Below are 14,050 nucleotides of genomic sequence, written 5' to 3' on the forward strand. Positions count from 1 at the left end.
CGCCGTGTCGGTCAGATCGTCGCCGTGTCGATCACGAAGCGGTAGCGCACGTCGCTGGCGAGCACCCGCTCATAGGCCTCGTTGATCTGGCTCGCCTCGATCAGCTCGATCTCCGCGCCGATGCCGTGCGCGGCGCAGAAGTCCAGCATCTCCTGCGTCTCGGCGATGCCGCCGATCATCGAACCGGCCAGGCTCTTGCCGCCGCCGATGAGGGAGAAGAGGTTCAGCGCGATCGGCTCCTCGGGGGCGCCGACGTTGGCGAGGGTGCCCTGCGCCGTCAGCAGGCTCAGGTACGCGCCGAAGTCCAGGGGCGCCGAGACCGTGGAGACGATCAGGTCGAAGGTGCCGGCCAGCTCGGTGAAGGTCGCCGGGTCGCTGGTGGCGTAGTAGTGGTCGGCGCCCAGCTTGAGACCGTCGTCCTTCTTGCGCAGCGACTGCGACAGGACGGTCACCTCGGCGCCGAGGGCGTGCGCGATCTTGACGGCCATGTGGCCGAGGCCGCCCAGGCCGACGACGGCGACCTTCTTGCCGGGGCCGGCGCCGAAGCGCTTCAGCGGGGAGTACGTGGTGATGCCGGCGCAGAGCAGCGGCGCGGCCTCGTCGAGGGACAGGCCGTCCGGGATGCGGACCGTGAACGCCTCGTCGACGACGATCTTCTGCGAGTAGCCGCCGTAGGTGGGCTCACCGTCGTGGCCGATGGCGTTGTACGTGCCGATCTGGCCGCGGACGCAGTACTGCTCCTGGCCCGCCTTGCAGTTCTCGCACTCGCGGCAGGAGTCGACCATGCAGCCGACGCCGACGCGGTCGCCGACCTTGAACTTCGTCACACCGGGGCCGACCTCCGAGACGACACCGGCGATCTCGTGGCCGGGGACCATCGGGAAGATGGCCTCGCCCCAGCCCTCGCGGGCCTGGTGGATGTCGGAGTGGCAGATACCGGCGTACTGGATGTCGATCAGGACGTCGTGCTCGCGGACGTCCCGCCGCTCGATGGTGGTGCGCTCCAGCGGAGCCTTGGCGGCGGGGGCGGCGTACGCGGCGACAGTGGTCATGCCGGGTTCTCCGGAATCTTCGTAGCGGGGTCTTGCGGAGCGCCGGCCGGCCGGTCGGCCGGGGCGCGTCATCCAGCGTGCCGCCCGGGGCGGCTGCCACCCAGACCACGGTTCTGCGTACGTCCGCCGTGCGTACCACTGACAGGATCAGGCTCCTGTGCGTACGACCGCCCGTGTCCAGGAATACGGACGGGGATACTGGAGAGCATGGACGTACCGCCCGTATCCGCACCCTCCCCCGCACCCGGGGCCGTCCCGGGCCTGGACCAGCGCGCCGAGCTGAGCGAGTTCCTGCGCACCCGGCGGGCCCGGCTGAAGCCGGAGGACGTCGGGCTGCCCTCGTACGGGCGGGCCCGCCGGGTGCCGGGGCTGCGCCGGGAGGAGCTGGCACAGCTCGCCGGGGTGTCCGTGGCGTACTACACCCGCCTGGAGCAGGGCAACGGGCGGAACGTGTCGGCGGAGGTCCTGGAGGCCATCGCCCGCGCGCTGCGGCTGACCGACGCCGAGCGCGCGCACCTGACCCACCTGGCCAAGCCGAAGCAGCAGCGGGGCAGGCACGCGGTGCGGGCCCAGCAGGTGCGGCCGGCGCTGCGGCAGCTGCTGGACTCGATCGACACGGTCCCGGCGTACATTACCGGCCGGCGCACCGACGTCCTCGCCTACAACCCGCTGGCCTCGGCCCTCTTCGGCGACTGGGACCGGATGCCGGCCCTGGAGCGGAACTGGGCCCGGCTGGTGTTCCTGCGGCCGGACTACCGCGAGCTGTTCGTGGAGTGGGACGGGAAGGCGTCCGACATCGTCGGCTACCTCCGGATGGACGCCGGCTGCCACACCGACGACCCGCTGCTGGCCTCGCTGGTCGGGGAGCTGTCGATGAAGAGCGCGACGTTCCGGCGGCTGTGGGCCGCGCACGACGTGAAGGAGAAGAGCCACGGCGTCAAGCGGATGCGGCATCCGCTGGTCGGGGAGCTGACCCTGTCCTTCGAGACGTTCCGCCTGGTGGACGACGCGGACCAGTCCCTGATCACGTACCACGCCGAGCCGGGTTCCCCGTCTGCGGACGCGCTGCGCCTGCTGGCGAGCTGGAGCGCGGAGACGACCGCGGCACGGCCGGCCTGACGCGTCGGTCCGTCCGGGCCGGCGCAAGGTCTCCCGATACGGCGAAACCCCGCAGCGTGCTGCGGGACGTGGCCACGTCCATGCCGTTCAGCAGCATGGCCGTCGGGTGGTACCGGCCGGTGAGGCCGCAGGTGGACGGGGAATCCCGGATGTCTTCGATGCGCCGGCTGCCGGTCAACTACCCTCGCGTCCATGCTGCTTCGCGGAATGTTACGAGTAGTCATGATATTCGCCGTGGCACTCACGGGGGTGGTCGCGAGTGGGGTGACGGCGCGGGCGGGCGAGGAGCCGTTGCTGTACTTCAACCACGCGTACGGGGTGCTCGACCGGGAGACCGCCGACGCGATCGAGGGCTCGGCGTATCTGCGGGAGTTCGCCGACTTCCAGGTGCGGACCACGACCGGGGCGGACGGGCGGACGTGGACCGGGCGTTACCTGATGGGGCGCGAGACGTACGTCGAGCTGTTCGGGGTGGGCGACCTGCCCGGCCAGGACGGCACGCTGGGCTCCGCCGGGCTCGGGGTGTCCGTCGAGCGCGCCGGTGACCTGGCGAAGGTCGTCGAGCGGCTGCCGCAGTACGGCGTCCCCGAGCCGGTCGAGTTCCAGCAGACCCGTGACTTCGGGGACGGGGTGCCGGTGCCGTGGTTCGACGCGGTGTTCACCGACACCCGGTACGACGCCTTCGGGGCGTGGGGGATGGAGTACCGGCCCGAGTACTTCGCCGACCCGCGCGGCAACACGGAGCCGGCGAGCGGGCCGGGGGACGTCGGCCGGGAGCGGTACCTCTCCGACGGTTACCGGGACCACCTGATGCGGGACGTGACGTCCGTCCGCATCGGCGTGACGGAAGGGGACCTGGCCGACACGGTGCCGCTGCTGCGCGCGGGCGGGTTCGCGGTGCGTCCGGTGGCGGGCGGCGGCGTCGTCGCGGACGACGGCACCACGAGGATCCGGCTGGACGCCGTCGCCCGCGATCGGGCGGGGCTGCGGTCCCTCGGCTTCGCCCTCGACCGGCCGGTGGCCGAGCGGCACGTGGAGCGGATCGGGAACTCCACGCTCGTGGTCGGGCCGGGGGCCCGGGCGGCGTGGAGTTTCGCGGGCGGCGTGGAGTAGCGGCGGCCGGGCCGTCACCGGTGTCGCCGGGCGGGCCGGCCGGGTTCACAGGTAGCTGACGCCGGTCAGCTTCTCGGCCACCGCCCACAGCCGTGCGCCGACGGCCGGATCGGCCGCCTCCTCGCTGAGCCGCGCGTCGGTGACCCGGCCCCGGGTCTCCCACAGCCCGGCCGGCCCGAAGAACCGGCCGCCCCGCACACCGGGCTCGGTCGCCGCGCGCAACTGCGGCAGCGCGCCCCGCTCCACCGGCTGGGTGGCCAGCAGACCGGCCGACGCGATCAGCCGCCCCAGCCGGCCGCGGTGTTCCCACGCCCTCGGGGTCAGGTTGGTGCGGGTGAGACCGGGGTGGGCCAGCACGCTGACGACCGGCGAGCCTGCGGCGCGCAGCCGGCGGTCCAGCTCGACGCCGAAGACCGTGGTGGCGAGCTTGGAGCGGCCGTAGGCGGGAGCGGGCCGGTACCCCCGCTCGAACATGAGGTCGTCGAAGTCGAGGTGCGCGGTCTTGTGGGTGATCGAGCTGAGACTGACCACCCGGGCCGCGGGCGCGGCGGCCAGCGGGCCGAGCAGCAGGCCGGTCAGCGCGAACTGGCCCAGCAGGTTGGTGCCGAGGTGCAGTTCGAAGCCGTCGGCGGTGGTGCGGCGCGGGCCGAGCAGCACCACGCCCGCGTTGTTGACCAGCAGGTCGATCACCGGGTGGTCGGCGGCCAGCCGCTGCGCGAACGCCCGGACCGAGGCGAGGGAGGCCAGGTCCAGTTCGCGGACCTCGGTGGCGCCGCCGATCCGGCGGGCGGCCTCCTCGCCGGCCGCGGTGTTCCGTACGGCGAGCACGACGCGGGCGCCCCGGCGGGCCAGTTCGGCCGCGGTGACCAGGCCGAGCCCCGAGTTGGCGCCGGTCACGACGGCGGTCCTGCCGTGCTGGTCGGGGATGTGGTCGGCGGTCCATGCGGTCATCCGCTGCTCCTGGGGTGTGGTGGTGCCGTGGGGCGACCACGCTAGGAGCGGCGCGCGCCGGTTCCGTCGTTCCCGTCTGCCTAGGTCCGCGGGACCTACCTTCGCCGCCCGGCCGGGCGGCACACTGGCGGCATGACGCATCCGTACGCCCGTGAACTCGGCGACTTCCTGCGGGCCCGGCGCGGCAGGCTGCGGCCGCAGGACGTCGGCCTGGAGCCGGGCGGCCGGCGCAAGGTCACCGGGCTGCGGCGGGAGGAACTGGCCCTGCTGGCCGGGCTGAGCACCGACTACTACCAGCGGATGGAGCAGGGCCGGGAGGTGCGGCCGTCCGACGACGTCCTGGACGCGCTGGCCGGCGCGCTCGGCCTCGACGACGCGGAGCGCCGCCATCTGTTCGGCCTGGCCCGCGCCGCCCGCCGGCCCGTGCCCGCCCGCGGTGACCACGGTCCGGAACGGGTGCCGGACGGCACCCGGCGGCTGCTGCGGGTGCTGGACACCCCGGCGGTCGTGCTCGGCCGGCACCTCGACCTGCTCGCCTGGAACCCGATGGCGGAGGCGCTGCTCGGCAGCCCGGGGGACCGTCCCCGTGACCGGCTCAACATGCTCCTGCTGATGTTCGACGACACGCTGACCGGCGAACGGAGCTGCTCGGACTGGGAGCGGCAGGCCCTGGAGTACATCGGCATGATGCGCGCCGCCGTCGCCACCGACCCCACCCATCCGCGCGCCACCGCGATCGTCGGCGAACTGTCCATCCGCAGCGCCGAGTTCCGCCGGCTGTGGGCCCGGCACGACGTACGCACGTCGGTCAGCGGAACCAAGACCTTCCGGGTCCCCGAGGTCGGCGACCTCGTCCTGGACTGGGACACGTACCCGCTGCCCGGCTCCCCCGGCCCGTTCCTGCTCGTCTTCACCGCCGAGCCGGGCAGCCCCGACGCGGACCGGCTGCGCCTGCTGGCGTCGCTGCGCGCCACCCGCTCGCTCGGCGCGGAATAGCCCTCCCCGGCTGGTCCGGCCCCTCCGGTGCGACATCACCGCCCCCCGACGGGGGCCGCGTCGGCCTGCCGGCGGGCCGCCGGTCGAAAGCATGTCTGGTCGGCGTACGGCAGTCCCCCGTACGGTGCGGCTCACACGCGGGCACCTCACCCGCCCCGCCCGACCACCAGCCCCCAGGGAGACCAGCGATGACCCGCACGCGTTTCGACATCCCCGACCGTGACGTCCTCCAGGCCCGGCAGAAGCTGGTCCTCGACCACTTCCACGACGAGGTCGTCCACGCGTGGGACGACGTACTGTCGACCTTCCCGCACCCGCACTACGAGCTGGTCCCGACCATGACCGTGCACGACGGCGACTCCGCGGTGCGCGGCTACTACCACGAGACCCGCGTCGCCTTCCCCGACCAGGACCACGAGATCATCGAGCTGCGGCACAGCGCGGACGCCGTCATCGTCGAGTTCTGGCTGCTGGGCACCCACCGCGGACCGCTCGGCAGGATCCCGCCCACCGGCGGCCGTTTCCGGGTCCGTATGACGGCGTACTTCCTCTTCGACGAGGACGAGCGCCTGATATGCGAGCGCGTCTACTTCGACACCCTCTCGATGCTCCGCCAGCTCCTCAAGGCGCTCGACCTCAAGAACCCGCGCGACCTGCTCAAGCTGGCCAAGGCGGTGAAGGGCCTGGCGTCGATGACCCGCGAACCCGACGCCCGCCTGCTGAACACCACCGTTCCGGCCGACCTGCGGGGATGACGGAGCGTCCGGGAAGGCGCCTCGGAGAACGGTGAACACTGGCGGCCGGAGTGTCACCGTTTTCCGGCGTCCGGTCCGGCGGCGGCCCGCAGGCGGTCCAGCTTCTGCGCGTCCGGGGTGCCGGGTTCGGCCGTGAACGTCATGATGCGCACGTCGTGGTCCGGCACCTTCAGCACGTCACCGTCCAGCACGATCTCCCCGACGAGCGGGTGCCGGATCCGCTGGTCGCCGCCGAGTCGCGAGCCCAGCGTCGCGGTGGCCCACAGCTCCCGGAAGCCGGCGCTGGCCCGCCAGGTCTCCCGCACCAGCTCGTCGAGTTCCCGCTCCCCCGGGTACGCGGCGCGAGCGAGCCGCAGATCGGCGACGAGGGCCGCCCCGTCGGCGGCGAAGGGGAAGAGCGGGGCGCGGCCGGTCTCGGCCGGCGGTTCGGCGAAGACCGCGCGCACGAGGTTCCGTTCCCTGGGTGGCCGGGCCGCCGGGTCACCCAGCAGGGCCGCCCAGGAGCGGGTCCAGGACAGCAGGGTCCACGAGGCCGAGAACACGCCCACCGGAAGGTCGCCCCAGCGGCTGATCAGCCGGTCGACGCTCCGCGGCACCTCCTGCGGAATTCGCCCCGGGGCCGGCGGGAGGAGCCCCGCGACCAGGTGCAGATGACACGTCTCGTCGTCCGTCAGCCGCAGCGCGCGGGCGAGCGAGGCGACCACCGGGCGGGACGGGCGCCGGGCCCGGCCCTGTTCGAGGCGCAGCAGGTAGTCGACGGAGATCCCGGCGAACGCGGCGAGTTCCTCGCGGCGCAGTCCGGCCGTCCGCCGGCGTCCCGTGGCCGGCAGGCCGACGTCGTCCGTCGTCAGGCGGTCCCGCCAGGCACGCAGCGCCTCGCCCAGGGAGTTGTCCGGCACGCTCATGGGCCCAGTCTCGCCCACCGGGCCGTCCGCAGCCTGGTACTGCGGTTCCGGGGTTACGCCGGGTACTGGCCGGCTGGCGCGCGGCGGTCGATGCTCAGCGCGAGCGACCCACCGGAACGGAGTCACGCATGCGCACCCACCTCGCCGTCCGACTGGCCCTGGCGGGCATGGCCCTGGGGCTCGCCACGGTCCCGGCACCGGCCGGAGCGGCCACGCCGCCCCTGTCCCGCCCGCACGTCGTGGCCCACTTCGACCGGCCCGCCGGGCAGGCGGCGGAGAGCGTCGTCGTGGAGCCGGACGGTTCGGCCGACGTCGGCCTCGTCCTGTCCCGCCAGATCGCGCACGTATCCCTCGACGGCCGCGTCGAGGTGCTGGCCACCATGTCGCTGCCGGCGGACGGAGGGGTGAACACCCCCGTCGTCGGCACCGCCAATGTGACCGGCATCGAGCGCACTTCGGACGGCACCCTCTACTTCCTCTACTCCGCCGGTGACGGCGGCCTGACCGGCCTGTGGAAGCTGCCCCCCGGCGGCGGCGAGCCGACGCGGGTCGCGGCTCTCCCCGCGACGAGCTTCGCCAACGGGCTCGCCCGGGACGACCGCACGGGGGACTTCTACGTGACCGACTCCACGCGGGGCAGGGTGTGGCGGGTCCCTCCGCACGGCGGCACGGCCACGGTCTGGGCCGACGGCCCTGCCCTCGCCCCGACCGGCTTCTTCGGCGCCAACGGCGTGAAGGTGCACGACGGCGCGGTGTGGGTGTCCAACACCGACCGCGGGACGATCCTGCGCATCCCCCTGACGGCCACGGGCGGGGCCGGCCGGCCCCGGGTCGAGGCGTCGGGCCTGGACAGCGTCGACGACTTCGCCTTCACGGGCCGGGGCGACCAGCTCCTGGCCGCCCTCAACCTCCCCAGCGAGGTGGTGCTCGTCACCCCCGGCCGCCCCGCCCGCACCGTCCTCGACGCGCGCGACGGACTCCAGAACACCACGTCCGTCGCCGTCACCGGGACCACCGCCTACGTCACCAGCGGCGCCCTCACCACAGGCGGCGACGCCAACCTCCTGACCGCCCGCCTCACTCGGCGCCGCTGAGCACTCGGCCCCAGCCGCACCGCCCCGACGAAGGCCCCCGAGCGGAACCGCCGGTCGTCCGTCCGGCCGGCCCGGGAATACGGCCGGGGCCCGCCGGAGTCGGTGACTCCGGCGGGCCCCGGCGTTCGTCGCGGGCTAACGGCTCACTTGCCGTAGTAGGCGTTGTACAGCGAGATCATCGACGTGTTGCCCTTCTTGTCGGTGATCTTGGCGCGGAACGAGATGCCCTTGCCCTTCGCCGGGTTCTTGACGGTGATCTTGCCCTTGGTGACGGTGACCTTCTTCCAGGTCTTGCCGGTGTCGTAGGAGGCGTAGACCGCCAGCGACTTCAGGTTGGAGCCCTTGGCGGGGCCCTCGACCGTGACCGGGATGACCGCCTTCTGGCCGGCGGTCTTCTTGCTGTCCAGCGTCACGGTCGCGCCGAAGCGGGCCGAGGAGGCGGGCAGCTGGGTGCGGGCGCTGGTCTTCTTGGAGCGGAAGGTCCAGGTCGCGTCGATCCGGCTGGCCGCCGCGGCGACCTTGGAGGACCGCTTCACCGACGTGGTCAGCTTGTACGCCGCGTCACCGGACGGGACCTTGAACTCGCTCTCGCCGAACAGCGGGTCGTCGTTGGAGCCGACCTTGGTGCCGTTGCGGTAGAGCGTCGTGGTGACCGCGGAGAAGTCCGACGAACCCGCGTGGCGCTTGCCGTCGGCGAACAGCGGGATGAGGCCGCTGATGCCGTTGCCGTCACGGAAGACGCCGTACTCGGAGGTGACGCGCGGGGAGAAGACGCCCGTGTTGAACGTCGTCGAGTAGCTCTTGCCCCCCTTGTAGATCTTCCCCGGGTCCTGTGCGTAGTAGGCCTCCGGGATCGGGAAGCCCTCGTCGTCGGTGCCGCCGTACTGCATGAAGGACAGGTCCCAGCGGACGTCCGACGTGGTGGACAGGTGCAGGGTGTGCACGCCGGGCAGGGTCTGCGGGATGCTGGTGCCGGAGCCGCCGCCGCTGGCCGGAAGCCAGCCGACCGCGCTGACGTCGCCCGTCTTGCCGCCGGCCGAGGCGCCCAGGGACGCCTTCACCGTGGCCAGCTCACTGGCCTTGTAGTGCCGGGTGAAGCCGGTGGCGAGCTTCTTGACCGCACCGCCGGCGACGGTGTCGTACTGCTCTTTGGTGCCCTTGGCCCAGTGCGCGTCCCACTGCTGGGTCACGGAACCGTCGGTGATCTCCGGGCCGAGGTGGCGGGTGCGGAAGTTGTCGTAGGAGTCCAGGAACCAGCCGAAGCTGAAGCCGCCGCCGGCGGTGTCCACGCGGTAGTCGGCGGAGCCGAGGACCGGCTTGGCGGCCTTGTCGGGCACCGTGATGTCGACCGGCTTCGCGGTCCGCGCGTCCAGCGTGATCGTGGTGTCCTTGGTGATGCTCAGCTTGGGCTGGGCCAGCCAGTCGGCGCCCTCGTACTTCTCCGGGTCGGCGCCGACGTAGAGCGAGGAGTCGAGGATGTATCCGCCCTTGGGCACGCGCACGGTGACGGTGCCGTCGGCGTCGTACGGGCTGTAGAACTCGTCGGCGGCCAGGCCGGAGACGCCGGCCAGGCTGATGTTGTAGTTGGTGCTCGGCTTGCCGTCCCGGCCGATGGTCTTGAGCGTGACGTCGTAGGACTCGACCTCGCGCTGGACCGCAGCGGCGGTCCGCACGCTCTGGCCGCCGCCCGTCGCCGTCACGTACGCCGAGTACGCGCCGTCGACGGTGCCGCCGAGACGGGTGTCGGCGGTGAGGTTGACGGAGGCGGTGCCGCCCGCGGGGACGGTGACCGTGTCGGCGTCCAGGGTGAAGAAGCCGGCCGGGGCCGTCTTGCCCTTGGGGTCGGTGGCCGTCGAGGACAGCTTGAGGGTGACGTCCTCGGTGCCGAGGTTGCGGTACGTCAGCTTCTCGGTGGCCGGCTGGTCGTCGGCGTGCGGCCACTGCTGCGGCGCGAAGCTGAGCGAGGACTGCTCGGCGATCACGGTCTGGGTGATCGCCTTGTCGACCTGGATGCGGCCCGCACCCTGCTGGAACGGCGTGTAGGCGCCGTTGCCCTTGGCGGAGCCGGTGAGGACCGCCTTCAGCTCGGTGTACGTCCAGTCCGGGTGCTGCTGCTTGAGGATCGCCGCCGCGCCCGCGACGTGCGGGGTCGCCATCGACGTACCGGAGATGGTGACGTAGCCCTCGGGGCTCTCACCCTCCTCCTGGGCGATGAGGCTGCCGGCCGCGGAGGCCGCGGTGATGTCGACGCCGGGGGCGGTGACGTCCGGCTTGAGCTGGCCGTCGAGGCCGGGGCCGGTGCTGGAGAAGCTCGCGAGCGCGTCCTTGTCGTCGACGGCGCCGACGGTGAGGGCCGCGGCGGCGCTGCCCGGGGAGCCGATCGTCTGGTCGCCGAACTCGCCGTCGTTGCCGGCGGCGATGGCGAAGAGGATGCCCTTCTCCGCGGAGAGCTTGTTGACCTGGGCTTCGAGCGGGTCGATGTCGGGGGTGTCGCCGCCGCCGAGGCTGAGGTTGACGATGTCGGCGCCCTGCTCGGCCGCCCACTCCATGCCGGCCAGGATGCCGGAGTCGTCGCCGTAGCCGTTGTCGTCGAGCACCTTGCCGTTGAGGAGCTGGGCGCCGGGCGCGACGCCCTTGTACGTCCCGCCGCCCTTGGCGCCCGTGCCGGCCGCGATGGAGGCGACGTGGGTGCCGTGGCCGAACTTGTCGGTGGCGTCGGCCGCGGCGGTGAAGTTCTTCGCCGCGACGACCTGGTCCTTCAGGTCGGGGTGGGTGGCGTCGACGCCGGTGTCCAGGACGGCGATCTTGACGCCCTTGCCGTCGTAGCCGGCCTCCCACGCCTGCGGGGCGCCGATCTGCGGGACGGAGGTGTCGAGGCTGGCCCTGCGGACGCCGTCCAGCCAGACGTGGGCGATGCCGGAGGCGGTCTTCTCGCCGTCCGTGACCGCCTTCCACAGGTCGGGAGCGTCCTTCTGCGGGGTCTGGACGGCGTCGGCGTTCAGGGACTTGAGGCTGCGGCGCAGGGTGCCCGCCTCGCGGACGTCGGCCTTGGTCGCCGCCGGGGCGCCCTTGTAGCCGACGATGACCTTCAGGCCCTTCTTCTGGGCCTTGCGGGTCGTGGCCTTGTTCAGCTCGGTGACGTCGAACAGGCGACGGTCGAGCTTGCCGGTGGCCACCAGGCGGGCGGCGTCGGCCGGGACGACGTAGGTGTGCCCGTCGGCGCGGCGGACCTGCACGGGTATGTGCTCGCGGCCCTTGGCCCGCTCGAGGCCGGTGACCCGGCCCCGGGCGTCGACGACGACCCGGTCGCCGGTGATCAGGGTGATGTGGTGGCTGGCGGTGAGCGCGGTCCCGGCCGTGTCGGCCGTTCCCGGTGTCTCCGCTCCGGCCGCCCCGGCCGGGGTGGTCAGTCCGGCGGCGAGGGCGACGGCAGCCGCCACGGCGACCGTGGCGGCGTGCCCTCTGTTCTTGTGTCTGCGCAAGGATCCCCCTAGCGGATGTCCGGGCCAACCCTTCGGTTCACCCGGCCGGGGGTGGTCTCGTACGCCAGTGCGCACCTCCCCGGTGCACGCAGTATGCCGGGGGGCGATCATCCGCCTCAACGGATGAGAGAAAGGTGAGAGAACTGCGGGACGACTGTTACGCGCCCGCCCGAACTCCGTTACCTCACCGATGGATTACCCGCGGTCACAGGCACCGCGCGGGTCACGCCTCCGCGTTCTCCCGGATCGTGATCCTGCCCTTGCGGATCGTCGCCAGGCGCGGGGCCTTCTTCGCGATGGAGGAGTCGTGGGTGACCAACACGAAGGTCAGGCCCAGCTCCTTCCACATCCGTTCGAGTACGTCCATGATCTCGTCGCGCATCGACTCGTCGAGGTTGCCGGTGGGTTCGTCGGCGAGCAGCACCTTGGGCTGCTTCACCAGGGCCCGCGCGATGGCGACCCGCTGCTGCTGGCCGCCGGACATCTCGCTGGGCAGGTGGCCGAGCCGTTCGCCGAGGCCCACCGACGCCAGTGCCTCGGCGGCGCGTTCGCGCCGTTCCTTGGTCTTGACGCCGAGCGGCACGAGCGCGGTCTCGACGTTCTCCTGCGCGGTCAGCGTGGGGATGAGGTTGAACGACTGGAAGACGATGCCGATGGTTTCGCTGCGCACCCGGGTCAGCCGGGCCTCGGACAGCTTGGCCAGGTCGGTGCCGTCGAGAATGATCTCGCCGGCGGTGGGCCGGTCCAGCGCGCCCAGCATCTGGAGCAGCGTGGACTTGCCGCCGCCGGTGGGGCCCTGGATGACCAGCCGGTCGCCGTCGGGGATGGTCAGGTCGATGCCGTCGAGGGCGTTGACGGTGTCCTTGCCGCGCGTATAGCGCTTGGTGACGCCTCTGAGTTCGTACATGGTGGTCCGACTCCTGGAAAACGTGAGGGGAGGGGCGGGGCGGGGCGCGTCCTACTCGACGCGGCGCAGGGCGTCCGCCGGGCGCAGCCGGGAGGCGCGCCAGCCGCCGAAGCCGCCGGCGATCAGACCGCCCGCCACGGCGAGGACGACGGCCAGGGCAATGGTGGTGAGGCTGACCGGCGCGGTGAGGGCGACCTCCAGGGTCTTGGACGCCGACTGCCCGCCGCCCATGCCGCCACCGGGACCGCCGCCCATGCCGCCGCCGGGGCCGCCGCCCGTGCCGCCGGCGGTCGCGCCGAGCTGGGCCTCCAGGCTGGGGCTGACCGCGGTGACGGCGTACGCGCCCGCCAGGCCGAGCGCGATGCCGAGGACGCCGCCGACCAGGCCGTTGACGACGGCCTCACCGACGACCTGCCGGGTGACCCGGCCGGACTTCCAGCCGAGCGCCTTCAGCGTGCCGAACTCGCGCACCCGGCGGGAGACGGCGGAGGAGGTGAGCAGGCCGGCCACGAGGAACGCGGCGACCAGCACCAGGATGGAGAGCCACTTGCCGACGCTGGTGGCCAGCGAGGAGGCGGTGGACAGCGAGCCCGAGACGGTGTCGGCGAGGTCGGCGGAGGTGGTGACCGTGGTCCCCGAGATGTTCTTCTGGATGGCCGACTTGACGCTGTCGATCTGCTGGGAGTCGGACGCCTGGACGTAGATGGTGGTGACCTTGTTCTTGGCGTCACCCAGCGTCTGGGCCTGCTTCAGCGGGATGTAGACGTTGGCCGCGGCGTCCCCGCTGTCGGCGGTGGCGATGCCGATGACGGTGAACTTGGTGTCGCTGATGGTGAGGGTGGAGCCCTTCTTCAGCTCCTTCTCCTTGGCGTACGCCGAGTCGACGACGGCGACCTCGGCGTCGGTCTCGGACGTCTTGAAGGTCCGGCCGCTGGTGATCTTCGAGGAGGTCAGCGGGCCGAGCGCGGTCTTGGTGACGTCGGTGCCGTAGACGGAGTAGCTGTTGACGTCGAAGTTGGCGCCGCCGCCCTGGACTTCGCCGCCCTGCGCGTTGTCGGTGCCGCCGCTGGGGGCGCCGCCCTGGCCCTGACCCTGCGTCTGGCCGCCGCTGCCCTGCTGGAACTGACCGCGGGTGAACTGGCCGCTGACCTTCATGACCTGAAGGCTGAGCCCGCCCACCGCGTCGGCCACGCCGCTCTGGTCGGCGACCTTGCCGACGGTGGAGCCGGCCAGCGTCTGGAAGCCCTGCACCATGACGCGGTCGCTGGACTGCTCCTCGTCGGAGTCGCTGTCCTGCGCGTCGAACTCGAAGCGGGGGCGCTCGCCCTGCCCGTTCTCGCCGCTGTCCGCCTCGGCGGCCTTGGTGACGGTCATGTCGGTGCCGAGGCCGTACAGCGACTCCAGGACCTTCTCCTGGGCCTTGCCCATGCCGGAGGACACGGAGTTGACGACGATGACCAGCGCGATGCCCAGCGCGAGTCCGGAGGCGACGACGAGGGCCGCCTTTCTACGGCGGCGCAGTTCGCGCCTCAGGTAGGTGAAGAACATGGCCGCAAAGTAGGGACGGCGCGTGATGGGCGGATAAGGCTCCGATAAGAGGAGCATGAGAAGGCTGAGAGATGCCGATGTGTGACCAAAGCGAACCGCCGCCCGCCCCCTGAGGGGCGAACGGCGGT

At 72.4% G+C, this 14,050-nt stretch carries 11 protein-coding genes; 5 read left to right on the top strand and 6 right to left on the bottom strand.

From position 1 onward, the window contains the following. Window positions 1–11 precede the first annotated feature (11 nt). A complete protein-coding gene (locus ACIQR3_RS01910; protein WP_403532816.1) occupies window positions 12–1,052 on the bottom strand; it encodes an NAD(P)-dependent alcohol dehydrogenase in 1,041 nt (346 codons plus the stop codon). 207 nt (window positions 1,053–1,259) lie between these two features. On the opposite strand from ACIQR3_RS01910, the gene ACIQR3_RS01915 reads away from it, so the two are divergent. Together ACIQR3_RS01915 and ACIQR3_RS01920 are read left to right on the top strand one after the other, a co-directional pair. Further along, window positions 1,260–2,171: a helix-turn-helix domain-containing protein gene (locus tag ACIQR3_RS01915; RefSeq protein WP_403532818.1), complete on the top strand. Its 912-nt coding sequence runs from the start codon at window positions 1,260–1,262 to the stop codon at window positions 2,169–2,171. Between the two features lie 207 nt (window positions 2,172–2,378). Continuing rightward, window positions 2,379–3,284 (top strand): DUF5829 family protein, encoded by a 906-nt coding sequence (locus tag ACIQR3_RS01920; RefSeq protein ID WP_403533946.1) that lies wholly within the window; start codon window positions 2,379–2,381, stop codon window positions 3,282–3,284. Between the two features lie 45 nt (window positions 3,285–3,329). Here the strand turns inward: ACIQR3_RS01920 and ACIQR3_RS01925 are convergent, their stop codons facing one another. Then, the gene (locus tag ACIQR3_RS01925) at window positions 3,330–4,235 is read right to left on the bottom strand and encodes an oxidoreductase (RefSeq protein WP_403532820.1); all 906 of its coding nucleotides are present in this window, start codon (window positions 4,233–4,235) and stop codon (window positions 3,330–3,332) included. Window positions 4,236–4,367: 132 nt separating this feature from the next. Between ACIQR3_RS01925 and ACIQR3_RS01930 the strand changes: the two genes are divergently transcribed. Both ACIQR3_RS01930 and ACIQR3_RS01935 read left to right on the top strand, forming a co-directional pair. Beyond that, window positions 4,368–5,231, top strand: coding sequence for a helix-turn-helix transcriptional regulator (locus tag ACIQR3_RS01930; protein WP_403532821.1), 864 nt, complete (start codon window positions 4,368–4,370; stop codon window positions 5,229–5,231). Window positions 5,232–5,419: 188 nt separating this feature from the next. After that, window positions 5,420–5,986, top strand: a complete 567-nt coding sequence (locus tag ACIQR3_RS01935; RefSeq protein ID WP_403532823.1) for an ester cyclase — start codon at window positions 5,420–5,422, stop codon at window positions 5,984–5,986. Window positions 5,987–6,039: 53 nt separating this feature from the next. Here the strand turns inward: ACIQR3_RS01935 and ACIQR3_RS01940 are convergent, their stop codons facing one another. Beyond that, window positions 6,040–6,891: a helix-turn-helix domain-containing protein gene (locus ACIQR3_RS01940; protein ID WP_403532825.1), complete on the bottom strand. Its 852-nt coding sequence runs from the start codon at window positions 6,889–6,891 to the stop codon at window positions 6,040–6,042. 128 nt (window positions 6,892–7,019) lie between these two features. On the opposite strand from ACIQR3_RS01940, the gene ACIQR3_RS01945 reads away from it, so the two are divergent. Beyond that, entirely contained in the window at window positions 7,020–7,985 is a 966-nt protein-coding gene (locus ACIQR3_RS01945) for an SMP-30/gluconolactonase/LRE family protein (protein WP_403532827.1), read from the top strand. Between the two features lie 143 nt (window positions 7,986–8,128). Here the strand turns inward: ACIQR3_RS01945 and ACIQR3_RS01950 are convergent, their stop codons facing one another. From ACIQR3_RS01950 to ACIQR3_RS01960, 3 genes are all read right to left on the bottom strand, one after another. Next, entirely contained in the window at window positions 8,129–11,467 is a 3,339-nt protein-coding gene (locus ACIQR3_RS01950) for a S8 family peptidase (protein ID WP_403532829.1), read from the bottom strand. Window positions 11,468–11,690: 223 nt separating this feature from the next. Next, the gene (locus ACIQR3_RS01955) at window positions 11,691–12,374 is read right to left on the bottom strand and encodes an ABC transporter ATP-binding protein (RefSeq protein WP_403532831.1); all 684 of its coding nucleotides are present in this window, start codon (window positions 12,372–12,374) and stop codon (window positions 11,691–11,693) included. A gap of 51 nt (window positions 12,375–12,425) precedes the next feature. Beyond that, the gene (locus ACIQR3_RS01960) at window positions 12,426–13,922 is read right to left on the bottom strand and encodes an ABC transporter permease (protein WP_403532833.1); all 1,497 of its coding nucleotides are present in this window, start codon (window positions 13,920–13,922) and stop codon (window positions 12,426–12,428) included. Window positions 13,923–14,050: the final 128 nt, after the last annotated feature.

Origin of the sequence: Streptomyces sp. NPDC090994 (assembly GCF_044768905.1) — a bacterium.
Lineage (GTDB): Bacteria > Actinomycetota > Actinomycetes > Streptomycetales > Streptomycetaceae > Streptomyces.

Coding starts and splice junctions, on each gene's coding strand:
- ACIQR3_RS01930 (WP_403532821.1), top strand. CDS start 4,368: ATGACGCATCCGTACGCCCGTGAACTCGGCGACTTCCTGCGGGCCCGG.
- ACIQR3_RS01910 (WP_403532816.1), bottom strand. CDS start 1,052: ATGACCACTGTCGCCGCGTACGCCGCCCCCGCCGCCAAGGCTCCGCTG.
- ACIQR3_RS01945 (WP_403532827.1), top strand. CDS start 7,020: ATGCGCACCCACCTCGCCGTCCGACTGGCCCTGGCGGGCATGGCCCTG.
- ACIQR3_RS01920 (WP_403533946.1), top strand. CDS start 2,379: ATGTTACGAGTAGTCATGATATTCGCCGTGGCACTCACGGGGGTGGTC.
- ACIQR3_RS01925 (WP_403532820.1), bottom strand. CDS start 4,235: ATGACCGCATGGACCGCCGACCACATCCCCGACCAGCACGGCAGGACC.
- ACIQR3_RS01955 (WP_403532831.1), bottom strand. CDS start 12,374: ATGTACGAACTCAGAGGCGTCACCAAGCGCTATACGCGCGGCAAGGAC.
- ACIQR3_RS01940 (WP_403532825.1), bottom strand. CDS start 6,891: ATGAGCGTGCCGGACAACTCCCTGGGCGAGGCGCTGCGTGCCTGGCGG.
- ACIQR3_RS01915 (WP_403532818.1), top strand. CDS start 1,260: ATGGACGTACCGCCCGTATCCGCACCCTCCCCCGCACCCGGGGCCGTC.
- ACIQR3_RS01935 (WP_403532823.1), top strand. CDS start 5,420: ATGACCCGCACGCGTTTCGACATCCCCGACCGTGACGTCCTCCAGGCC.
- ACIQR3_RS01960 (WP_403532833.1), bottom strand. CDS start 13,922: ATGTTCTTCACCTACCTGAGGCGCGAACTGCGCCGCCGTAGAAAGGCG.